This window comes from Streptomyces sp. NPDC021012, from assembly GCF_044333355.1.
Lineage (GTDB): Bacteria > Actinomycetota > Actinomycetes > Streptomycetales > Streptomycetaceae > Streptomyces.
The window spans coordinates 52,845-72,439 of the sequence record NZ_JBIRQU010000023.1 but is presented as its reverse complement, the minus strand read 5'-3'; the positions used below and the strand labels follow the sequence as shown (position 1 = coordinate 72,439).

The following is a 19,595-nucleotide window of genomic DNA, read 5'->3' as shown; positions in this document are numbered from 1 at the left end:
CCCAGTACCAGCCCTTCACCCCCGCCATCGAAACCCTCCGCGGCCTCCTCCTGGGCACCGAGATCGGCCCCAACGGCTGGCTCACCCTCGCCTGGTCCCTGGCCCTGACCCTCCTCGGCTACTTCTGGTCCAAGTCCGTCTTCAACCGCGACCCCAAGTAGCCCACCAGATCGGCAACTTGGTAAGGCCCGTCGCTGCCACCGCCCGCCAGGGTGGCAGCGACGGGCCTTCAGTCCGTCACGCACCTGGGGCAGAGCGTCTCGTCCCCGACGGGCCGGAAGAGGGTCGTCTGCGTGTGGTCACCAGAACACTCACGCGTCCCCGAGAGCCGCGAAGAGATCCCGGGCGCGGGCCGGGGCGTCAGCTCCCGGGGTGGTACGTCCCGCAGGAGGTACCGGAGGAGTCCGCCGGGGCGGTGTACGGGGGTCCCGGCGCCGGGCAGCCCGCGCAGGATGTGTGCGTGGATGTCGGTGGGGGTGTGTCCGGCGTCGAGCCAGCGGGTGGCGAGGCGGGCGAGTTCGTCGCGCATGCCGGGTGGGATGTGGCGGAGGACGGGGGAGAGGATGGGGAGGGCGCCGATGAGGGCGCGTCCTTCTTCGAGCCGGGGTGAGTCCGCCACCGCCACCGCTGCCGCCACTGCCGCCTTCTCCTCGGCCTCCTCCTCGGCCTCGGGGGGAAGGTTGGAGGTGTCCCCTGCGGGGTCGCTCTCTGGATAACCGTCGGCCGGCGGGGGCACCGGCTGGCCGACGGCCGGTTCCGGGTGACTCGGTGCGACCTGCGAGGACGCCGGTGAGGCGGGTACGGGTACGGGCTCCCGTCCGAGGAGCTTGGCGGCCTGGTCGGCGGTCAACGGCACGTTGGACACGAGCTGCTGGGTGAACCAGTAGCCGTTGACCCCCTGGACTCGCCGCTCGTGGACGAAGCCTTCCTCCTTGAGCTGTCGCTTGGCGCGTACGAAGGAGGTTGACCCGATCCGGGCACGTTCGGCTGTACGGGAGAGGCATTCGCGGGCGCCCTGGGGGAGGGAGAGCTGCCAGGTCAGGAGCCGGACGGCGTCGGAGGAGAGCCGGGGATGCCGGATGATGTCGTGCGAGAACTGGGTGAAGGCGCGCGAGGGCGCGTTAAAGTGCCGATAGATCACGGTGTGGAGGTCCGTCCACTAGTGGTTCAGGCCCTCGCTGATGGGGTGCAAGCCATCGGCGGGGGCCGTTTTGTGCGAACGTAACGCACCGAACCCGCCTGAACAGGCACGGTGTTTGAAGATCGCCCGTGTGGGTGACGGAGGGGCGCACTCCAAGGACCGACCGACCCCAAGCAGGGCTTATGCGCAGCAGCCTGCCATCCTCAACTCCTTATGCAGGTGAGGGGTGTGGAGATGAAGAAGATCGGGCTGATCGGCGGGATGAGCTGGGAGTCGACGGCGGAGTACTACCGGTTGTTGAACGAGTTCACGCGTGACCGCCTCGGTGGGCTCCACTCGGCTCGGTGTGTGCTCTACTCGGTGGACTTCGCGGAGATCGAGCAGTTGCAGGTCCAGGGCCGCTGGACGGAGGCCGGCGAGATCCTGGCTGCGGCCGCCCAGGCTCTTGAGGCAGCCGGTGCGGACATGGTGCTGATCTGCACCAACACCATGCACAAGGTCGCCGACCAGGTCGAGGCGGCGGTTTCCGTCCCCCTGCTGCACCTGGCCGACGCCACCGCAGAGGCCGTACGGGCGTCGGGACTGCGCCGGGTCGGCCTGCTGGGCACCGCGTTCACGATGGAGCAGGACTTCTACCGAGGCCGCCTCGAAGCCGGCGGACTCGACGTGCGCATCCCGGACGCCGACGGGCGCGCGGAAGTCCACCGCGTGATCTACGAGGAGCTCTGCCTGGGCATCGTGCGCGAGGAATCCCGCGCCGCCTACCAGCAGGTCATCACGGCCCTGGTCGCTGACGGCGCGGAAGGCATCATCCTGGGCTGCACCGAGATCGAGCTCCTCATCGGCCCCGAGCACAGCCCCGTCCCGACCTTCCCCACCGCCCGCCTCCACGCCGAGGCCGCCGTACACGCAGCCCTGTCCGAGTAGCGGGGGCGGACCGGGTCATCCGGCTCCGCAGGCTTCTGGTGCGGCCGCCCTCTTTCCGAGCGTGGCGGCCTCCACCACCGCCTCAAGGGCGCTCCTTCGTCGCGTCGGCTTCGCCGATTCCGCTTCGCTCCACCCTTGACCCGGCGGCGGAGGCCGCCTTTTCACACTCGGAGGGCGGCCCGGGGGGAGGGTCCACGCGGGAGCACCGGGGTCCCGTCCCGCCGTAGGCGGGCGAAGGGCCCCGGGTGGAGGCCAGGCCGGGCATCGGCGGGGCGGCTGTTGGCTGTGCGGGCCGGTGGGTGGGGGCATGGTTAGTGGCGGGGGTGGGCGGGACTGTTTCCCTGGGTGGGGCCGCGCGGAGTTCAATGGGGCGGCCCGGGACGGCTCAGCGGATGGCGGCCGTCGTGCGGCGGGGCTTCAGGCCCCGCTGGTCGCCCCTGGTGGGTGGTTTCCCGCAGTAACTCGACCCACCTGATCGATGTGCCCCTTTTGGGCTCCGGTGTGGGGTTGTTACTGGCAGTAGAGCGGAGTTGTTCGCGCCTCTCCACCCACCAGAAGCCCATGAAGCACGCCCGCCCCGAGGGCCAAGGAGACGGCACCCTCAACGAGCCCCGGTCTATCTGCGTCCGTCGGCGGGGATCAGTGCGCGTCGCGCCGAGTTGATGACGTTGTTGGCGTCGGTGCCGTACACCGCCGACTCCCGCAGGGTCTTCCAGACCTTCCGGTACAAGGCGATGTTCTCGGCGTCGTCCAGCCACAGCTCGGCGTGCCAGTCCTCCGCGACGACCAGGCGGTCGTCCAGGACCCAGAAGCCGTTGGCGGGGGCGATCTTCATCGATGCCGTGAACGGCACGATGCCCAGCTCGACGGTGTCCATGCCGATCATGCCGGTGAGGCGGTCGAGCTGGGCGACCAGCACGGACGGCGGGCAGATCAGCGAGCGCAACGCGGCTTCCCACATCAGCACGCGCAGTCTGCGGCCGGGCTGGTACAGCCACTCCTGGCGCTGGGCGCGGGCGCGTACGGCGTCCTCGACGCCCTTGGTCACGTTCAGCAGGTCCGCGTACCGCTGGATGACGTGGCGCGCGTACTCGGGGGTCTGCATCAGCCCGGGGACCACGGCCTCTTCCCACATCCAGATTTCCGAGGTGCGGTCGATCTCGGCGGTCAGTCCCTCGTGCATCGGCTTGAAGCCGTTCGCCAGCGCTCTGCGCCATGACCTGATGTGCGACTCGAACCCGGCCAGCCGGGCGGCCAGCTCGGGGTACGTGTCCGGCTGGCCGGTCGCGTCGGCCCACGCCCGCAGGTCCTCGGGTGAGGCCGTCTGTTTCCCGTTCTCCAGCTTGCTGACCTTGGAGCCCTGCCAGCCGATCCGGTGGGCGAGCTGCTGGCCCGTCAGCCGACCACCAGGGCACGAGAAACGCAGTTCACGCAGTCGCGCGCCCAACGCCTCCCGTGCCTGCTGGTAGTCGGTAGCCACTAGTCGGCCGCAGCCACCTGCGCGGCGAACCGGTCGTACGGCACGGCGTGGTGCATGGCCGCGTCACGGGCGACGCAGTACCGGACTACCGCCGCCGGTTCGGTGATCAGCTCGATGCCGAGCATGGTGTCCTCGTCGTCGAAGTGGAGCAGCGCGACGATCCGCGAGTCGAAGATCCAGAAGTCCTCGGCGGGCAGGCCGGCCGCGTCCTCGCGCCACAGGTAGCGGATGTCCTCGCCGGAGGCCGCGTTGTGGCGGGAGTAGTCGAGCAGGAACAGCTGCTCGGTGGTCGGCGGCCGGTCGGCGATCCGGACCCGGCCGACCGTTTTGCCGGTGTCCACCTGGGCCCGGATGTTCACGAACCACGGCTCGGTGGGGTCGCACGGCGAGGAGCCGGTGGCCAGGAACGCCTGATAGTCGGGGTCCTGTCGGTCCGACGCGTAACCGCGCCTCGTCTCCAGTCGCCAGGCGGTGTGCGCGAAGGTCTCGAAGAGACGGCGGAAGGTGTCCCGGTCGACCAGCTCAGGCACTCGCTCCATCTCCTTCGGCCCCCAGTTCACGAGCAGTTCGCGCGGCACGGCCACCGCCGCCTCGCCCGGTCCGAGGTGCTGGAGCTGAGCGAGGTCCGCCGGGTCGTTGATGGGCGTGCCCTGAACGATGATCTCGCCGGTTACCTCGTCCGTGTGCAGGGCGGGGCAGCCGTCGATCTTGCTGTCGGTACCGGTGAAGCGCAACTGACGTGCCATGGACGCTCTCCCTCCCAGGGGTGTTGGTCCAACAGCTTGGTCGGCGGCCCGGCTCGGCACTACGGGTTCAGCCGGGGTCCAGGAGAAAAGACGAGCAATCCGGTCCACCTGTTGAGCAAAGTCGAGAAAACAGCGTATCGCCGGGCAACCTCCTCTTCCTAGCGTCGAGTTCATGACGATGAAGGAAATCGACGAGGTGGATCCGTTCGTGGCGATGCAGTCTCTGAGGGAGGCGTTGGCCGGGGTCGGGGTCGTCCTGCCGTCGCTGGGAGTGGATCCGGGGTCTCCGGCTTTGAAGCTCGTGGAGCTGGGGCGGGTGCGCGCAGATGTGGCTGCCCGGCTGGCCGAAGCGCTCCGGCCGGTTGTCGGCGGGTGGGAGAGGGGCGCCGACCCTGGCCGGGTCCGTCCCGCCGCCAGTGAGGAGCGGCTCGCGGCCATGAGGGAACGCAACCTGCTCTGAACTCGGCGAGCAGCGGTGGAGTCCTCTGATGGGGGTGCCGGTCGTGTCCCCCGAGTGCAGGCTTGCCGGGGTCTCCGGGTACGAGAGCTTGCACCGTGAGTGCCGGCAGACGAAGGACGTTCCGCTGCCGTACGGCTCGGGGATTCTGCTCGTGCGCCGCTGTGCCTGTCCGCACCACGCCTGCAACCGCGGGCAGCGGTCCCGGGCCCCCGCATAGGCGAGCCGGCCGCCGGCCCGGCCCCGCTCGCTCGAACGGGGTCCGTCGTCGTGCGGGGCGGGTGGGTGGCTGGTCTGCTGGTCGGGACTCTTTCCCCGACGTACAGGAGCGAGGCCATGGAGAAGGGCGTCATCGTCACCGTCGAGATTCCCGGTGGGACGCAGGAGCAGTACGAGGAGACGACGCGGTTGATCCAGGGTGCGGAGTGGTTTCCGCCGGCCGGGTTCATCGCGCATGCGGCCGGGCCGGACGGGAGTGGGGGGTGGAGGGTGGTGGACTTCTTCGACTCGAAGGAGAACTTCCTCGCGTTCGTGGAGAAGGCGCAGCCGTTCTTCGAGCGGACGGGGACCCCGCCGGTCATGCCGAGCTTCCAGGACGCCGTGAACGTCGTCACGCGCTGAAAACCCTTTGCGGGGTGGGGGAGGGGGGCAGCAGGCTCTCGGCATGACCAGTCATTCCGTCGTCCGCCCTGTCGCGGACCTGTTCTCCGCTGATGGGCGTCTCAAGGCGATCCCGCGGAAGCCCGCGCGCCGTGAGGCGCTCCTCGCGCATCTGGCCGAGACGCTGTTCGAGGCCGATCGGGTCTATGGGGAGCGTGAGGTGAACGAGGCGCTGCTCGCCGTGCACGAGGACTTCTCGGCGTTGCGCCGGTATCTGGTGGTGGGCGGGTTCCTGACGCGTACGAAGGACGGCGCGGACTACCGCCGACAGCAGCAGCCCGGGGTCCCTGGAGGCGCGATCTCCGCCGTCGCGTGATGGGCGGGGCGGCGGTGGCCGGTCTGTTGGCCGGGTATGGCATCGCGATTCCGGTGGGTGCGGTGGGGGCCTATCTGGTGGCCGTCACGGCGCGTGCGGGTTGGCGTACGGGGGCCGGTGCGGCCCTCGGTGTCGCCACGGCCGACGGGGTGTACGCCCTGCTCGCCGTGGTGGGTGGTTCCGCTCTCGTGCCGGTGTTGGCGCCGGTGATGACCCCGCTGCGGTGGGTCTCGGCCGTCGTGCTGGTGGTGCTGGGGGTCCGGGGCGGGTGGGGGGCGTTCGTCGCGTACCGGGAGGGCGGGGGCGTTTCGCGGGACGACGGGATCGCGCTTGCTCCCGGGCGTGCGTATCTGACCTTTCTGGGGATCACGATCCTCAACCCCATGACGGTGATCTACTTCGCCGCCCTCGTCCTCGCCACGGGACCCTCCGCTCCCGCCACGTCCGTCGACCGTGCGGCCTTCGTCGTCGGCGCGCTGGTCGCCTCCGCCAGTTGGCAGTTGCTCCTGGCCTTCGGGGGGACGCTCCTCGGGCGGTTCCTGACGAGTGCCCGGGGGAGGCTCGGTACGGCGGTGGCGTCGAGCACGCTGATCGTCGCCCTCGCGGTGAGGCTGGTGGTGCGGGGGTGAGGCGGGGGCGTGCCGGGGCGGTGGGCGTCCGGTAGGGCCGCCGTCAGGCTTCGGGCAGCAGCCGGATCATCTCGATGCCGGGGCGCACCTTGGCGATGGTCGCGAAGTCGTCGTCCACGTGCAGCAGGGTCAGGCGGTGCTGTTCGGCCGTGAGCGCGATCAGGATGTCCATCGGCGAAGGGCCGCGGTGGTGGCCGATGCCGAGCAGATCCCGCTGTACGGCGATGACTTTGGGCCAGGGGTCTTCCGGTGCCGGGACCCAGGTGAAGGTCTGGCTCAGCATGGTGGTGAACGGCTCGTTGTCGCGGTCGGAGCGCAGTGCGCGCATCAGCTCCGCTTCGACCGGCGGGCAGAGGGAGACCTGGCCACGTGCCACGCGGGTCGGCCAGGGCTCGCCGACCTGCCGGCGCAGGAGCCGCCACACGGCCGACGTGTCGGCGAGGTAGTTCACCGGCCGGACCGCTCCTGCTCTTCCAGGAAGTCGAAGTCGAGGAAGTCCTCGGCGTTCTCCTGGAGCCACCGCAGCGCCCGGGCGCGGTCGTCCGCACTGATCGACGCCGCTATGGTCAGCGCGCGGTTGATGGTGTCCCGCTTGGTCCTGGTGCCGAGCTGCTGCTGCGCGAAGGCGAGCATGTCGTCGTCGATGTCGACAAGGGTCTTGGACATGAGAGCCTCCGACAGTCGATCGTATATGTCGATTCGTGGAGTATATATCGCACCCGTGCCGCGCGACCGCCGTCCCGTCTCCCTCCTCGCCGCTTCTCGGGACGTCTCAGCGCCCGGGACCGGCTTGCCGTGCCGTGGAGCGGGGCGTCAGGATCCTGCGCGCTGGGTGACTGAATTTCGGGGGGAATCGTGTCGGGGCGGGGACTCGGGGCCGGGCTGCGGCAGCGGCATCTGGCCATGATCGCGTTGGGTGGGGCCATCGGGGCCGGGCTGTTCGTGGGGTCCGGGGTGGGGATCGCGGCCGCGGGGCCGGGGATCCTGGTGGCGTACGCGCTGGCCGGGGTGCTGACCGTGCTGGTGATGCGGATGCTCGGGGAGATGTCCGCCGCGCGTCCCGTGACGGGCTCGTTCGCGGAGCATGCGCGGCGGGCGTTCGGGCCGTGGGCCGGGCTGCTCGCGGGGTGGATGTACTGGGCGCTGCTCGTCGTGAGCGTGGCCGCCGAGGCCGTCGCGGCGGCGCACATCGTCGGCGGCTGGCTGCCGGCCGTGCCCGGCTGGGCGTGGGTGGCCGTCTTCATGAGCGTGTTCACCGCGAGCAACCTCGCCGGAGTGCGGAACTTCGGCGAGCTGGAGTTCTGGTTCGCCGGGGTGAAGATCGCCGCGATCGGGGTCTTCCTGGTGCTCGGGGTCGTGGTCGTTCTCGGGCTCATGCCCGGTGTCGCCTCGCCCGGGGACGGACACCTCCTTCACGACGGGGGATTCCTGCCGCACGGCTGGCACGGCGTCGCCGTCGGTGTCGTCGCCGCCGTCTTCGCCTTCGGCGGCCTGGAGACCGTGACGATCGCCGCCGCCGAGTGCGAGGACCCGGTCCGCGCCGTGCGGGCGGGCGTCCGGGCCGTGATGTGGCGGGTCGCCGTCTGCTACCTCGGCTCGATGGCCGTCATCGTGACCCTCGTACCGTGGGACGCCCCGGGCGTCGCCGACGGGCCCTACGCCGCGGTGATGGGCCGGATCGGTGTCCCCGGTGCCGGTGAGCTGATGAAGGCCGTCGTCCTCGTGGCGCTGCTGTCCGCCATGAACGCCAACATCTACGGCTCCTCCCGCATGCTGTACGCCCTCGTCGGACGCGGCGACGCGCCCCGCCCCCTCGGCCGGCTCGGAGGGCGGTCGGGCGTCCCGTACGCCGCCGTCCTCGCCTCCGCCGCGTTCGGGTTCGTCTCCGTCGTGCTCAGTCTTCTCTGGCCCCGTACGGTCTTCCCGTTCCTGCTCAACTCGATCGGCGCCGCGATCCTGCTCGTCTGGGCCCTGATCGCCGCCTCCCACCTGCGGCTGCACGGACCGTCGGTACGGGCCGTCGCCGCGCTCGCGGGGATCGGCGGGGTGCTGGTGTTCATGCTCGGGGACGCCGCCAGCCGTACGCAGCTCCTGACGACGGGCGCGTGGGCCCTCGTCCTGCTGGTCCTCGCGGGGGTGCGGCGCGTCAGGAACGCGCGTACCGGGCCAGGAACAGATCCACTCCCGAGCTGATCACCCGCGTCAGCTCCGCCTCGTCGATCTCCGCGTCCGGGGAGAAGGTGCGGACGAGCTGCGGCACGCCCACCGTGGCCGCCACCAGCTGCTGCACGGCGAGTACCGGGTCGGGCGCGTCGAGGGCGCCGCGCGCGTTCAGCTCGGTGAAGGCCTCGATCAGCGGGCCGTTGTTCATGTCGTAGCTGACCCGGTACCAGAGCTGGCCCAGCTGCGGGAAGCGGTCGATCTCGCCGATGACCAGGCGGCGCAGCGACATGATGTCGGGGCGCAGCAGGATCCGGGCCCAGTCGGTGGTGAGCCGGACGAGCGCGGCCCGCAGGTCGGGGGCGTCGGCGATCGTCGAGTTGGACGGCTCCAGGTCGGCGTACGTCTTCGGCAGGACGCCGCCGATGACGGCGAGGAACAGGCGCTCCTTGCTGCCGAAGTGCTTGTAGATCGTCGCCTTCGAGACTCCGGAACCGCGCGTGATCGCGTCCATGGAGGCCGCCGAGTACCCCTCCGCGAGGAACTCCGCGAGCGCCGCGTCGATGATCGCCTGGCGCTTGCGCGAGGCGGCGTCGGCGGGGTCCGGGATGATCGGGATGCCGTACTCGTCGATCGCTTCGGCGTGCTGTGGGTCGGCTCCCATGGGCGGTTCCTTCAGTGGAGTGGCGGGGGTCCCACTACGGGGGTTTCACTATATGAACTGAACGGTTTGGTCTGCAAAGGCCGCCAGGGCGGGGCCCGCCGCGACGCCGATCAGGAACGCCAGGTTGAACAGGCCGATCGCGAGGCCGTGCCGGGCCGCCGGCAGGCCTCCGGTCGCGGCCCCCGTCAGCAGCCCCTGACCGCCGGCCGTGACGAGCGCGCTGGTCCCCGAGCCGATCAGGACGGCCACCGGCCAGGGCGCGGCCACGGCGAGCACGAGACCCGCGGCCGAACCGAGCGCGAGGGCGGCCTTGAGCCGGGTGGGGCCCAGCCCTGGGGCCGCGCGGACCAGCAGCCAGGACAGCAGCGCCCCGGCGAGCGCGGCGACGGACGCGACGGCCCCGGTCTCCACCGCACCCCAGCCGGTGAGCACGGCGACGCGGCGCGGAGCGGCGTACAGCAGGCCGAAGTTGACGGTGGAGAGCGTCAGCATCAGTGCGGAGGCGGCGAGGAAGCGGCGGTTGCGGAGGATGTCGAGGGGGAGGGCGGGGGTGGGTGTGGGGGTACGGGGGGTGGCGGCGGCCTCCGTGGGCTCCCCGGCCGCCAGGCGGAGTGCCGGGCGCAGGGAGAGCAGGCTGAGGAGCGGGAGGACCAGGGCTCCGCGCCAGCCGAGCGCCCCGGCCACCGCCGCTCCCGCGAACAGGCCGACGGTGCCGCCCGCCGCGCTGCCGATCGCGACCAGGCCCGGGATCCGGCCCGAGCGGTCCCGGCCGGCGAGCTGGAAGGCGGCGACGTTCAGGCCCGCCGCGCCGGCCGCCTCCAGGGCGCGCCCGGCGACCGCGAGGGGCAGGTTCGGCGCGAGGAGGACGAGGAGCGCGCCGAGGGACACGAGGACGGCGGCGGTCCTGATGACTCCGGCGGGGCCGTGTCGGCGTCCTGCGGTGGCCGAGAGGAGGGGGGTGCCGACGGCCATGCCGAGCCCGAACGCCGTCATCAGCCAGGTGGCTGCCGCCGGGGTGACGGTGAGGGCGCGGGCGGCGTCGGGGAGGGCGAGGCTGGGCCCGGACACTCCCATGGCGGCGGGGGCGGCCAGGGCGGCGAGGAGGAGGCCGGTTCGGGCGGCGCCCCGCCGGTGTCCCGCGCCTGCGGCCCGGGGTGTGTTCGCGTCTGCGGCCCGGTGGTCCGTTCGTGCCCGCCCGTTGCTCCCCCGAGGACTTCGTCCAGGGGGGACCCCCTCCGCGGAACGCCTGCCCACGGACACGTTCATGCCGGCATCCGGCCCATGAGCCCCTGCCTGTAGTCCCTTTCCGCCTGGCGGAGTTCGGCGGGGGTGTTCATCACGAAGGGGCCGCTGCGGGCGACCGGCTCGTCGATCGGTTCGCCGGTGAGGACGAGGACCTCGGCGGCGGTGTCGGGGGCTTCGACGGTGAAGCGGTCGCCGTCCTGGGCGAGGACCGCGAGGTGGCCGTCGGGGAGGTGGGTGCCGGAGACGGTGGCCTCGCCCCGCATCACGTACACCATGGCGTTGTGCCCGGTGGGGACGGTGAACTCGGCGCGGGTGCCGGGCGCGAGGCGCCCGTGGGCGACGAGGACCGGTGTGCGGGTGGCGAAGGGGCCGGTCACGCCGTGGGTGGTGCCGGCGAGGACGGTCAGGTCGGCGCCTTCGGGGGTGCGGGCCACGGGGAGGTCGGAGGGCTCGGCGTTCTGGCTCTGCGGCGGGACGTTCTTGAGGTGGGCGGGGAGGTTCAGCCAGATCTGGAGCATGTGCTGCCGGCCGCCCGAGGCGAGGAACTCCGGGGTGGGCAGGGCCTCGTGGACGATGCCGGAACCGGCGGTGAGCCACTGGACGCCGCCGGCGCGGACGACGGCGTGGTGGCCGCGCGAGTCGGCGTTCGCGATGTCGCCGTCGAGGACGTACTGGATCGTCTCGAAGCCCCGGTGCGGGTGTGGGGGCGCGCCCTTCGCCTCGCCGGGCGCGAGCTCGATGGGACCGACCTGATCGATCATCAGGAAGGGGTCGACGAAGGGGAGTTCCTCGGTGGGGAAGGGGCGGCGCACGGGGAATCCGGCGCCCTCGTAGGTGTGGAAGGGGCGGGCGGTGCGGGCGACGGTCCGCTCTGTCGTGAGTGCGTCAACGGTCATGCCTCGAATGAACTACACCATTCAGTTCACTGTCAAGACTGAACTGTTTGGTTGACAGACTGAACCGACCGGTTTAGCTTCTGGGTTGTCGAGCCCGGCACCCGCCGGCTCGCCCGACGAACTGGGGGCTCCCATGACCGCGTCCACGATCCTCGCCATCTCCGGCTCGCTCCGCGCCACCTCGCACAACACGCAACTGCTGCGCGCAGCGCAGAAGTTCAACCCCGGCGGCCAGGAGATCGAGATCTACGAGAACCTGCGCGAGATCCCGCCGTACGACCTCGACCTCGACACCCCCGAGCTGCGGCCGGCGATCGTCGAGGAGCTGCGCCGCCGGGTCGCGGAGGCGGACGGACTGCTCATCGCCACCCCGGAGTTCAACTACTCCATTCCCGGCGTCCTCAAGAACGCGATCGACTGGCTGTCCACCGACTGGACCAAGACCGAGGGCCTCCCGCTGCACCGCAAGCCCGTCGCGATCCTCGGCGCCGCGCCCACCAACTTCGGCACCGTCCGGGCGCAGCTCGCCCTCCGCCAGGTCTTCGTCTGGACCGACAGCGACGTCGTCGTGAAGCCCGAGGTCCACGTCTTCCGCTCGCACGAGCGCTTCGACGAGGAGGGCAACCTCACGGACGAGGTCACCATCGAGCTCCTCCAGGGCCTCCTGACCTCCCTCCAGGCCAAGATCGACGCCTCGAAGGCCGCGGCGTGACCTCCCGGCAGGGGTCCGCCACCGCCGACCGCCCCGGTGCGGCCACCGTCACCGCCACCTACCTCGGTACGGCGACGGTCCTCCTCCGTATCGGGGACCTCACCGTCCTCACGGACCCCGCGCTGGATCCGGCCCCCGCCGACTACCCGGGTGCCCGCCCGCTGCGCCGCACGGCGGGCCCCGCGCTGACCGCCGCCGAACTCCCGCCCGTCGACCTGGTGTTGCTCTCGCACGACCAGCACGCCGACAACCTGGACGTGACCGGCCGGGAGGTGCTCGCCCGGGCCGGGGCGGTCCTCACCACTCCCGAGGCCGCCGGGCGCCTCGGGGGCCGGGCGGAGGGGCTGGCGTCCTGGGAGAGCCGGACGGTCACCGCCGGGGCCACGACGGTCACGGTCACGGCGACCCCCGCCCGGCACGGCCCGGAGGGAACCGAGCACGTCACGGGGCCCGTCACCGGCTTCGTCGTCGCGTACGAGGGCGGGGCGCTGTACGTCTCCGGCGACACCGTCCGGCACGACGCCCTGGCGGAGATCGGCGCCCGCTTCCGCATCGACACCGCCTTCCTCCACCTCGGCGACGCGCACTTCCCGTCCACCGGCGACCGCGCCTTCTCGATGAGCGCCCGGGAGGGCGCCGCCCTGGCCCGCGTCCTCGGCGCCCGCACGGTGGTCCCGCTCCACTTCGACTCCTGGGACCACCTGGCCGAGGACCCGGCCCGCATCACCGAGGCCTTCGGGGCCCCGGACCTGGCGGGGCGGCTGCGACGGCTCCGGCCGGGGGTGCCGGAAGCGCTCTGACCGGTTCGCGTACGGACGTGTGTCAGCGGCCGGTCCGGCGCGCGGTGAGGGCGACCGTCCCCGCCACCGCCACGACCGCCCCCGCCGCGAGGACCCCCCGGTGGGAGCGCCAGGAGAGGACCGACCAGCTCGACTGGGCGGACAGGAAGGAGCCGAGGCTCTGCCAGGAGCCGATGGAGGCGACCGAGAGGGCGGAGCCGACGGAGCCGACGCTCGCCCAGGAGCCGACGGAGCCGACCGAGAAGGCGGAGCCGACCGAGCCGATGGAGAGGAACGAGCCGACCGAGCCGATGGACAGGAACGAGTCCCGCGACCAGAGCGACAGGGACGAGTCCCGCGACCGCGGCGACGGGGACGAGGGTGAGTGACGGGTCAGGGGAGTCGTACGCGTCATACGGGTCATGGCGCGATCCTAGGCAGCGGGGCGCGCTAACCCGCACAGGCCGGCAGGAACTCCAGGCCTTCAGGGGTGCCGAAGCGGAGCACCGCGAGGTAGGCCTCGGGGTAGTCGCAGCCGAAGTCCGTCCACTGGAGTGCGAGGACGGTCCAGACGACGAACCCTGCCAGGAGCAACCAGCGCCAACCCTTCGACATGTACGTCGGTTACCCGGCCGGTCCGCGGAGGAACCGCTTCCGGGCACGAGGGGCGCGAAGGGCTCCGGACCTGGCTCGCTGGACCAATCGGGCCGCCCGCGCGCATCGTTCCAGGACCGGCCCGTACCGGCTGCGTGCACCACGCACCGGATCGCCAAATTGGTCTAGTCCAAGTTTGGTCCAGGCCATTGACGTGCCCATGGCCGCGGGGTTACTCCGTACTTCGACATCGCAACCGTCGTGCGCGACAAGGACGTTGAAGCACGCTCCGGTATCCCCGCACCTCCCCCACAGTCATTGGATTGCCATGAGACGACGCGTACGTTCGCTCCGCTCGGCCCTCACCGCCGCCGTGACCGCCGTGGCCGCCCTCGGCCTCGCCTCCGTCGCCGGCGCCCCCGCCCAGGCCGCGACCCCGCTCCCCGCCCGGGTCTTCGCCCCCTACTTCGAGTCCTGGACCGGGGAGAGCCCGGCCGCCCTCAGCGCGCAGTCGGGCGCCAAGCACCTGACGATGGCGTTCCTCCAGACCGCCACCAAGGGCTCCTGCACGGCGTACTGGAACGGCGACACGGGGCTGCCGATCGCCCAGTCGTCCTTCGGCGCCGACATCGCGACCATGCGGTCCCGCGGCGGCGACGTCATCCCCTCCTTCGGCGGCTACACGGCCGACACCACGGGCACCGAGATCGCCGACAGCTGCACCGACGTCAACCAGATCGCCGCGGTGTACGAGAAGGTCGTCACGACCTACGACGTCACGCGGCTCGACATGGACATCGAGGTCGACTCCCTCGACAACGCCGCCGGGATAGACCGCCGCAACAAGGCCATCAAGCTCGTCCAGGACTGGGCCGCCGCCAACGGCCGCCAGCTCCAGATCTCGTACACCCTCCCGACGACCACCCACGGCCTCGCCGCGAGCGGTCTGGCCGTGCTCAAGAACGCCGTGACGAACGGCGCGAAGGTCGACGTCGTCAACATCATGACCTTCGACTACTACGACAACGCCGCCCACGACATGGCCGCGGACACCAAGACCGCCGCGCAGGGCCTGTACGACCAGCTCGCCAAGCTCTACCCGGCGAAGACGTCCGCCCAGCTCTGGGGCATGGTCGGCATCATCGAGATGATCGGCGTCGACGACTTCGGCCCGGCGGAGACGTTCAGCCTCGCCAACGCCCGCACGGTCTACGACTGGGCGGTCTCCAAGGGCATCAGCACCCTGTCCTTCTGGGCGCTCCAGCGCGACAACGGCAGCTGCGCGGGCGGCGCGGCCGCCGACGGCTGCTCCGGCATCCAGCAGAACACCTGGGACTTCTCGCACGTCTTCGCCCCCTTCACCAGCGGGACGACCGCCCCGGCCGACGACTTCTCGGTGACCACCACCCCGGCCGCCGCCACCGTCACCGCCGGCGCGTCCACCTCCGCGACGGTGAAGACCGCCGTCACCGCCGGCGCGGCCCAGACGGTGGACCTCACCGTCAGCGGCCTGCCCGCCGGCGTCACCGCCACCCTCAGCCCCACCTCGGTGACGGCCGGCGGCTCCGCCACCCTCACGCTCACCACCGCCGCGACCACGGTCTCCGGCACCTACCAGGTCGTCGTCAACGGATCGAGCCCCTCCGCCGGCCACGCCGCCGTCCTCTCCCTGACCGTCACCGGCGGCGCCACCCAGTGCACGGCGGCCCCCTGGTCCTCCTCCACCGTCTACACCGGCGGCCAGCAGGTCTCCCACAAGGGCCACACCTGGAAGGCCAAGTGGTGGACCCTGGGCGAGGAGCCCGGCACGACGGGCGAGTGGGGGGTGTGGCAGGACCTCGGGGCCTGCTGAGCCACCCGGGAGGAGCGGGGCCCGCCGCGCCCGACGGGCCCCGCCTCCTAGCGCATCCAGCCGAAGCCGCCCTTGATGTCGTCCTCCCGCTCCTTCTGGTCCTTGGCCGCCGCCTTGATCGCGTCGGAGAGCGGGCCGGTCAGATGGTCGGCGAGGGCTCGGGACGCGAGGACGAGGTCGTCGAGGAGCGGGTGGATGCCTGCGGCCAGGGAAGCGCCGACGGCGCCGCTCGCGCCGAGTTCGGTGGTGTCGAGGACGGCCTGGGCGAGGGGCTGCGAAGTGGTGTCCCGGATGTGGGTGGCGATCTCGCCGAGCTTCTTCACGGCGCGCTTGTGCTCGTCGTAGTCGTGGAACAGGTCGCCCCACGGGGAGCCGCCGGCCGAGGCCAGGTGCATGCTGTCGCCGGCCCGCTTGCCGGTGCCGGCACTGCCGCCCGTTCCCTGGGGTCTTCCCGCGATGGACTTGAGGGACCCGACGTGTTCGTTGTTCCGTACGCGCTTCAGGTGCTCGTCGCTGCGGGTGGTCGCCGAGTCCACCTCGGCCTGGATTCCGGGCCTGGCCTTTTCCGCTTCATCCGCCACCAGATCCTCGTAAGGGATGCGCCGCGGCAGGTTGCCGTAGCTCAGGTGCGAGATCGACGACCGGAGGTTGTCGACGCGGTCGAGGACGGCGTTCTTCGTGTCCGCGACGATCTTGCCGCACTCGTGCATGCCGTCGACGATCGCCGTGGCCGCCTCGGACACGTTCTTGAACTGGGTCTCCACGCCCGCCCAGTGTTCCGCCAGGGCTTTGGCCGCTTCGCCCCGCCCGCCGGAGACGAGCGGATCGACGGCCTTGGCGGCGTCCGCCCGGTCCGCCGCGAACTTCGACCCGAAGGGCCGGAGGCTGTCGGAGCCCGCATAGGCGTCGTCCTCGTCCGCCTCCACCCAGGGCAGGGCGTACTGGTCCATCAGGCTCTTCTCCGCTTCCGACCTCTCGACCGCCATGGCGTGAACTCCCCCCGGGTTCAGGAACGTTGAGCGCTCACGGTCTCACGCACCCCGAGTGGCTACAAGGCTCGGTCGATGTGCACGATCTGGAACGCCTCCGCCATCCGCCCCGCCGGCAGCCCCTGCCCTCGCGTGTCCGCCGACTGCCCTTCACGCAAGGGCGGTTGATCCCGCTCGGTGCTCCGTCACGTCCGGATCAGCCGGGCGATGGCCTTGGACGCCTCGTCCACCTTCTCCTTCGCCTGGTCTCCGCCCTGGGCGATGGCCTCCGTGACGCAGCAGCTCAGGTGCTCGTCCAGGAGGGCCACCGCGCAGGACTGGAGGGCCGCGTTGACGGCGGAGACCTGGGTGAGGACGTCGATGCAGTAGACGTCCTCGTCGACCATCCGCTGCACGCCCCGGACCTGTCCCTCGATCCGCTTCAGGCGTCTGATGATGTCTTCCTTGTGCTGTCCGTAACCGGCCACGGCGGGCTCCTCGTCAGGTCAGGTCGGGTCGGTCACTTGTCGGCGGCCTGGAAGCCCCGCAGGCGGAGGCTGTTGCCGACCACGAAGACCGAGGAGAAGGCCATGGCCGCGCCCGCGATCATCGGGTTGAGCAGTCCGGCCGCGGCGAGCGGCAGGGCGGCCACGTTGTAGGCGAAGGCCCAGAAGAGGTTCGAGCGGATGGTGCCGAGGGTCTTGCGGGAGAGCCGGATCGCGTCGGCCGCGGCCCGCAGGTCTCCCCGTACGAGGGTCAGGTCGCCGGCCTCGATGGCCGCGTCCGTACCGGTGCCCATCGCCAGACCCAGGTCGGCCTGGGCGAGCGCGGCGGCGTCGTTGACGCCGTCGCCGACCATGGCGACCGAACGGCCCTCGCCCTGGAGGCGCTTGACGACGTCGACCTTGTCCTGCGGCATGACCTCGGCGATGACCTCGTCGATGCCGACCTCGGCGGCGACGGCCTCGGCGACCGCCCTGTTGTCACCGGTGAGCAGGATCGGGGTGAGACCGAGGGCGCGCAGCCGCCTGATGGCCTCGGCGCTGGTCTCCTTGACGGCGTCGGCGACCTCCAGGACCGCGCGGGCCTCCCCGTCCCAGGCGACCGCGATGGCCGTCTTGCCGGCCTTCTCGGCCTCGTCCTTCGCGGACTTGAGCCCGGCGGGCAGCTCCATGGCCCACTCTTCGAGCAGCTTCTCGCGGCCGACGAGGACGGCGTGGCCGTCGACGACGCCCTGGACGCCGAGTCCGGGGATGTTGGCGAAGTCCTCGGGGGCGGGCAGGGTGCCGACCTTGGCGGCGGCGCCGGTGGCGACGGCCTGGGCGACGGGGTGCTCGGAGGAGTGCTCCAGGGCGCCCGCCAGGCGCAGGACCTCGGTCTCGTCCACGCCTGCGGCGGTGTGGACCTTGATGAGGGTCATGCGGCCGGTGGTGACGGTGCCGGTCTTGTCCAGGACGATGGTGTCGACCTTGCGGGTGGTCTCCAGGACCTCGGGCCCCTTGATCAGGATGCCGAGCTGGGCGCCGCGGCCGGTGCCGACCATGAGGGCGGTCGGGGTGGCCAGGCCGAGGGCGCAGGGGCAGGCGATGATCAGGACGGCGACGGCCGCGGTGAAGGCGGCGGTCAGGCCCTGCCCGGTGCCGAGCCAGAAGCCGAGGGTGCCCAGCGCGAGGGCGATGACGATCGGCACGAAGACGGCGGAGATCTTGTCGGCGAGGCGCTGGGCGGCGGCCTTGCCGTTCTGCGCGTCCTCGACGAGCTTGGCCATGCGGGCGAGCTGGGTGTCGGAGCCGACGCGGGTGGCCTCGACGACCAGGCGGCCGCCGGCGTTCAGGGTGGCGCCGGTGACGGAGTCGCCGACGGAGACCTCGACGGGCACGGACTCACCGGTGAGCATGGAGGCGTCGACGGCCGAGGAGCCCTCGACGACGGTGCCGTCCGTGGCGATCTTCTCGCCCGGGCGGACCAGGAACCGGTCCCCGACCTGGAGTTCGGCGGTGGGGACGGTGACCTCGCGACCGCCCTTGAGGACGGTCACCTCCTTGGCGCCCAGCTGCATCAGCGCCTTGAGCGCGGCGCCCGCCTTGCGCTTCGAGCGGGCCTCGAAGTACCGGCCGGCCAGGATGAAGGCGGTGACGCCGGCCGCGGCCTCCAGGTAGATGTTCCCGGCGCCGTCGGTGCGGGCGATCGTGAACTCGAAGGGGTGCGTCATCCCCGGCGTACCGGCGGTCCCGAAGAACAGCGCCCACAACGACCACAGGAACGCGGCGATCGTGCCGACCGAGATGAGCGTGTCCATGGTGGCCGCGCCGTGCCTGGCGTTGGTCCAGGCGGCCTTGTGGAAGGGCCAGGCGGCGTAGACGACGACCGGGGCGGCGAGGGTGAGGCTCAGCCACTGCCAGTACTCGAACTGGAGGGCCGGGACCATCGCCATCAGGATGGTCGGCACGGCGAGGACGACGGCGGTGATCAGGCGCTGCTTGAGCGGCCGGAGCTCGGCGTCGGCGATCTCCTCGTCGGAGGGCCCGTCCTCGCCGCCGCCGCTCGCGGGCCGTTCGGGCTGGGGCTCCTGGGCGGTGTAACCGGTGGCCTCGACGGTGGCGATGAGGTCGGCGACGGCGATGTCGGCGTCGAAGGTGACCTTCGCCTTCTCGGTGGCGTAGTTGACGGTGGCCTCGACCCCGTCCATCCGGTTCAGCTTCTTCTCGATGCGGGCCGCGCACGAGGCGCAGGTCATGCCGCCGATGGCGAGCTCGACCTGGGCGGTGCCCGGAGTGGTCGTGGTCATTTCCTGCTCCTCGGTGTAGCGGTTCGGGGGCCGGGGCCCAGGCGGGGGCCCCTGCCCGGGCGAAGCCGAGAGCCTGGGGGAGGTCGGGCCCCGGCGGCCGGGTGGTGCGGGCGGTGTCCGCCTGCCGGGCGGACCGTCGGGTACCGGGACGGGGGCGCGCCGGTGGGGTGTCGGTCTGCCCGGCGGCGGATCAGGCCCGGCCGGTCAGCTCGTAGCCCGCGTCGTCGACGGCCGCGGCGATCGCGGCGTCGTCGGGCTCGCCGCCGGTGGTCACGGTCACCAGGCCGCCGGCGAGGTCGACGTCGACGGAGATGACGCCGTCGAGGGCGCTGACGGACTTGGTGATCGCGGTCCGGCAGTGGCCGCAGGTCATGCCGGAGACGGCGTAGACGGTGGCGGTGCTGTCGGCGACCGCGACGGCGGTGGTCTCCGTGGTCGAGCAGCTGTTGTCGGGGGTGCAGCAGGAGCCCATGGCTTCTCTCCTCGGTCGGAACTCTGTCGGAACTCTGTCGAGCTCTTCGTCGATACCCTCGGGGGGTATCCGGTCGTGAGTCCATGTATACCCCCCGGTGGTATCCGGC

General features: G+C 71.6%; 22 protein-coding genes and 2 pseudogenes. 10 read left to right on the top strand and 14 right to left on the bottom strand.

What is annotated here, in order from left to right:
• Positions 1 to 161, top strand: a pseudogene (locus tag ACH4TP_RS38915) (ABC transporter permease); the annotation flags it as partial.
• 68 nt (positions 162 to 229) lie between these two features.
• Here the strand turns inward: ACH4TP_RS38915 and ACH4TP_RS38910 are convergent.
• Positions 230 to 1,141, bottom strand: coding sequence for a hypothetical protein (locus ACH4TP_RS38910; protein ID WP_398440559.1), 912 nt, complete (start codon positions 1,139 to 1,141; stop codon positions 230 to 232).
• Between the two features lie 234 nt (positions 1,142 to 1,375).
• On the opposite strand from ACH4TP_RS38910, the gene ACH4TP_RS38905 reads away from it, so the two are divergent.
• On the top strand, positions 1,376 to 2,068 hold the full coding sequence (locus ACH4TP_RS38905) for an aspartate/glutamate racemase family protein (RefSeq protein WP_398440558.1): 693 nt from the start codon (positions 1,376 to 1,378) through the stop codon (positions 2,066 to 2,068).
• 616 nt (positions 2,069 to 2,684) lie between these two features.
• On the opposite strand, the gene ACH4TP_RS38900 is transcribed toward ACH4TP_RS38905, so the two are convergent.
• A complete protein-coding gene (locus ACH4TP_RS38900) occupies positions 2,685 to 3,548 on the bottom strand; it encodes a helix-turn-helix domain-containing protein (RefSeq protein ID WP_398440557.1) in 864 nt (287 codons plus the stop codon).
• On the bottom strand, positions 3,548 to 4,294 hold the full coding sequence (locus ACH4TP_RS38895; RefSeq protein WP_398440556.1) for a DUF6879 family protein: 747 nt from the start codon (positions 4,292 to 4,294) through the stop codon (positions 3,548 to 3,550). Before ACH4TP_RS38895 ends, ACH4TP_RS38900 begins: the two co-directional genes overlap by 1 nt.
• Before the next feature lie 172 nt (positions 4,295 to 4,466).
• On the opposite strand from ACH4TP_RS38895, the pseudogene ACH4TP_RS38890 reads away from it, so the two are divergent.
• The 4 genes and pseudogenes from ACH4TP_RS38890 to ACH4TP_RS38875 all read left to right on the top strand — a co-directional run.
• Positions 4,467 to 4,652 (top strand): annotated as a pseudogene (locus tag ACH4TP_RS38890) (hypothetical protein); the annotation flags it as partial.
• Between the two features lie 435 nt (positions 4,653 to 5,087).
• Entirely contained in the window at positions 5,088 to 5,372 is a 285-nt protein-coding gene (locus ACH4TP_RS38885) for a hypothetical protein (RefSeq protein ID WP_389221549.1), read from the top strand.
• Positions 5,373 to 5,415: 43 nt separating this feature from the next.
• Positions 5,416 to 5,727: a DUF2087 domain-containing protein gene (locus ACH4TP_RS38880; RefSeq protein WP_389221547.1), complete on the top strand. Its 312-nt coding sequence runs from the start codon at positions 5,416 to 5,418 to the stop codon at positions 5,725 to 5,727.
• Entirely contained in the window at positions 5,727 to 6,356 is a 630-nt protein-coding gene (locus ACH4TP_RS38875) for a LysE/ArgO family amino acid transporter (RefSeq protein ID WP_398440555.1), read from the top strand. Before ACH4TP_RS38880 ends, ACH4TP_RS38875 begins: the two co-directional genes overlap by 1 nt.
• A 43-nt stretch (positions 6,357 to 6,399) precedes the next feature.
• Here the strand turns inward: ACH4TP_RS38875 and ACH4TP_RS38870 are convergent, their stop codons facing one another.
• Both ACH4TP_RS38870 and ACH4TP_RS38865 read right to left on the bottom strand, forming a co-directional pair.
• Positions 6,400 to 6,807 (bottom strand): PIN domain nuclease, encoded by a 408-nt coding sequence (locus ACH4TP_RS38870; RefSeq protein ID WP_398440554.1) that lies wholly within the window; start codon positions 6,805 to 6,807, stop codon positions 6,400 to 6,402.
• On the bottom strand, positions 6,804 to 7,022 hold the full coding sequence (locus tag ACH4TP_RS38865; protein WP_398183612.1) for a type II toxin-antitoxin system VapB family antitoxin: 219 nt from the start codon (positions 7,020 to 7,022) through the stop codon (positions 6,804 to 6,806). The genes ACH4TP_RS38870 and ACH4TP_RS38865 overlap by 4 nt, the downstream gene beginning before the upstream one ends.
• A 237-nt stretch (positions 7,023 to 7,259) precedes the next feature.
• Here ACH4TP_RS38865 and ACH4TP_RS38860 point away from each other — a divergent pair, with 237 nt between their 5' ends.
• Complete coding sequence (locus ACH4TP_RS38860) at positions 7,260 to 8,549, top strand: amino acid permease (protein WP_398183615.1); 1,290 nt, start codon at positions 7,260 to 7,262, stop codon at positions 8,547 to 8,549.
• Here ACH4TP_RS38860 and ACH4TP_RS38855 read toward each other — a convergent pair.
• Genes ACH4TP_RS38855 through ACH4TP_RS38845 form a run of 3 tightly spaced genes read right to left on the bottom strand, consistent with a single transcriptional unit; the run spans position 8,503 to position 11,321 of the window.
• Positions 8,503 to 9,180 (bottom strand): TetR/AcrR family transcriptional regulator, encoded by a 678-nt coding sequence (locus ACH4TP_RS38855; RefSeq protein WP_389221539.1) that lies wholly within the window; start codon positions 9,178 to 9,180, stop codon positions 8,503 to 8,505. The genes ACH4TP_RS38860 and ACH4TP_RS38855 overlap by 47 nt on opposite strands.
• 48 nt (positions 9,181 to 9,228) lie before the next feature.
• Complete coding sequence (locus tag ACH4TP_RS38850; RefSeq protein WP_398440553.1) at positions 9,229 to 10,446, bottom strand: MFS transporter; 1,218 nt, start codon at positions 10,444 to 10,446, stop codon at positions 9,229 to 9,231.
• Positions 10,443 to 11,321 carry a pirin family protein gene (locus tag ACH4TP_RS38845; RefSeq protein WP_398183621.1) on the bottom strand — a complete coding sequence of 293 codons (879 nt, stop codon included), beginning with the start codon at positions 11,319 to 11,321 and terminating at the stop codon, positions 10,443 to 10,445. Before ACH4TP_RS38845 ends, ACH4TP_RS38850 begins: the two co-directional genes overlap by 4 nt.
• A gap of 133 nt (positions 11,322 to 11,454) precedes the next feature.
• Between ACH4TP_RS38845 and ACH4TP_RS38840 the strand changes: the two genes are divergently transcribed.
• Complete coding sequence (locus ACH4TP_RS38840) at positions 11,455 to 12,033, top strand: NADPH-dependent FMN reductase (protein WP_398440552.1); 579 nt, start codon at positions 11,455 to 11,457, stop codon at positions 12,031 to 12,033.
• The gene (locus ACH4TP_RS38835; RefSeq protein WP_398183627.1) at positions 12,030 to 12,833 is read left to right on the top strand and encodes an MBL fold metallo-hydrolase; all 804 of its coding nucleotides are present in this window, start codon (positions 12,030 to 12,032) and stop codon (positions 12,831 to 12,833) included. The genes ACH4TP_RS38840 and ACH4TP_RS38835 overlap by 4 nt, the downstream gene beginning before the upstream one ends.
• 22 nt (positions 12,834 to 12,855) lie before the next feature.
• On the opposite strand, the gene ACH4TP_RS38830 is transcribed toward ACH4TP_RS38835, so the two are convergent.
• Together ACH4TP_RS38830 and ACH4TP_RS38825 are read right to left on the bottom strand one after the other, a co-directional pair.
• Positions 12,856 to 13,236: a hypothetical protein gene (locus ACH4TP_RS38830; RefSeq protein ID WP_389221529.1), complete on the bottom strand. Its 381-nt coding sequence runs from the start codon at positions 13,234 to 13,236 to the stop codon at positions 12,856 to 12,858.
• Between the two features lie 26 nt (positions 13,237 to 13,262).
• On the bottom strand, positions 13,263 to 13,427 hold the full coding sequence (locus tag ACH4TP_RS38825) for a hypothetical protein (RefSeq protein WP_389221527.1): 165 nt from the start codon (positions 13,425 to 13,427) through the stop codon (positions 13,263 to 13,265).
• Between the two features lie 307 nt (positions 13,428 to 13,734).
• Between ACH4TP_RS38825 and ACH4TP_RS38820 the strand changes: the two genes are divergently transcribed.
• Positions 13,735 to 15,258 carry a chitinase gene (locus tag ACH4TP_RS38820; protein WP_389221525.1) on the top strand — a complete coding sequence of 508 codons (1,524 nt, stop codon included), beginning with the start codon at positions 13,735 to 13,737 and terminating at the stop codon, positions 15,256 to 15,258.
• A gap of 47 nt (positions 15,259 to 15,305) precedes the next feature.
• Here ACH4TP_RS38820 and ACH4TP_RS38815 read toward each other — a convergent pair whose 3' ends face one another.
• From ACH4TP_RS38815 to ACH4TP_RS38800, 4 genes are all read right to left on the bottom strand, one after another.
• On the bottom strand, positions 15,306 to 16,244 hold the full coding sequence (locus ACH4TP_RS38815; RefSeq protein WP_389221523.1) for a hypothetical protein: 939 nt from the start codon (positions 16,242 to 16,244) through the stop codon (positions 15,306 to 15,308).
• A 188-nt stretch (positions 16,245 to 16,432) separates the two neighbouring features.
• Positions 16,433 to 16,714 carry a metal-sensitive transcriptional regulator gene (locus ACH4TP_RS38810; RefSeq protein ID WP_389221521.1) on the bottom strand — a complete coding sequence of 94 codons (282 nt, stop codon included), beginning with the start codon at positions 16,712 to 16,714 and terminating at the stop codon, positions 16,433 to 16,435.
• A gap of 32 nt (positions 16,715 to 16,746) precedes the next feature.
• Positions 16,747 to 19,014, bottom strand: coding sequence for a heavy metal translocating P-type ATPase (locus ACH4TP_RS38805; RefSeq protein ID WP_398440551.1), 2,268 nt, complete (start codon positions 19,012 to 19,014; stop codon positions 16,747 to 16,749).
• A 190-nt stretch (positions 19,015 to 19,204) separates the two neighbouring features.
• Positions 19,205 to 19,486, bottom strand: coding sequence for a heavy-metal-associated domain-containing protein (locus tag ACH4TP_RS38800; protein WP_389221517.1), 282 nt, complete (start codon positions 19,484 to 19,486; stop codon positions 19,205 to 19,207).
• Positions 19,487 to 19,595 lie beyond the last annotated feature (109 nt).

Bases quoted from the DNA above. Each gene is read 5' to 3' on its own strand.
- ACH4TP_RS38865 (WP_398183612.1), bottom strand. From the start codon at position 7,022: ATGTCCAAGACCCTTGTCGACATCGACGACGACATGCTCGCCTTCGCG.
- ACH4TP_RS38875 (WP_398440555.1), top strand. From the start codon at position 5,727: ATGGGCGGGGCGGCGGTGGCCGGTCTGTTGGCCGGGTATGGCATCGCG.
- ACH4TP_RS38830 (WP_389221529.1), bottom strand. From the start codon at position 13,236: ATGACCCGTATGACGCGTACGACTCCCCTGACCCGTCACTCACCCTCG.
- ACH4TP_RS38840 (WP_398440552.1), top strand. From the start codon at position 11,455: ATGACCGCGTCCACGATCCTCGCCATCTCCGGCTCGCTCCGCGCCACC.
- ACH4TP_RS38815 (WP_389221523.1), bottom strand. From the start codon at position 16,244: ATGGCGGTCGAGAGGTCGGAAGCGGAGAAGAGCCTGATGGACCAGTAC.
- ACH4TP_RS38825 (WP_389221527.1), bottom strand. From the start codon at position 13,427: ATGTCGAAGGGTTGGCGCTGGTTGCTCCTGGCAGGGTTCGTCGTCTGG.
- ACH4TP_RS38805 (WP_398440551.1), bottom strand. From the start codon at position 19,014: ATGACCACGACCACTCCGGGCACCGCCCAGGTCGAGCTCGCCATCGGC.
- ACH4TP_RS38860 (WP_398183615.1), top strand. From the start codon at position 7,260: ATGATCGCGTTGGGTGGGGCCATCGGGGCCGGGCTGTTCGTGGGGTCC.
- ACH4TP_RS38885 (WP_389221549.1), top strand. From the start codon at position 5,088: ATGGAGAAGGGCGTCATCGTCACCGTCGAGATTCCCGGTGGGACGCAG.
- ACH4TP_RS38880 (WP_389221547.1), top strand. From the start codon at position 5,416: ATGACCAGTCATTCCGTCGTCCGCCCTGTCGCGGACCTGTTCTCCGCT.
- ACH4TP_RS38905 (WP_398440558.1), top strand. From the start codon at position 1,376: ATGAAGAAGATCGGGCTGATCGGCGGGATGAGCTGGGAGTCGACGGCG.
- ACH4TP_RS38800 (WP_389221517.1), bottom strand. From the start codon at position 19,486: ATGGGCTCCTGCTGCACCCCCGACAACAGCTGCTCGACCACGGAGACC.
- ACH4TP_RS38850 (WP_398440553.1), bottom strand. From the start codon at position 10,446: ATGAACGTGTCCGTGGGCAGGCGTTCCGCGGAGGGGGTCCCCCCTGGA.
- ACH4TP_RS38855 (WP_389221539.1), bottom strand. From the start codon at position 9,180: ATGGGAGCCGACCCACAGCACGCCGAAGCGATCGACGAGTACGGCATC.
- ACH4TP_RS38820 (WP_389221525.1), top strand. From the start codon at position 13,735: ATGAGACGACGCGTACGTTCGCTCCGCTCGGCCCTCACCGCCGCCGTG.
- ACH4TP_RS38895 (WP_398440556.1), bottom strand. From the start codon at position 4,294: ATGGCACGTCAGTTGCGCTTCACCGGTACCGACAGCAAGATCGACGGC.
- ACH4TP_RS38845 (WP_398183621.1), bottom strand. From the start codon at position 11,321: ATGACCGTTGACGCACTCACGACAGAGCGGACCGTCGCCCGCACCGCC.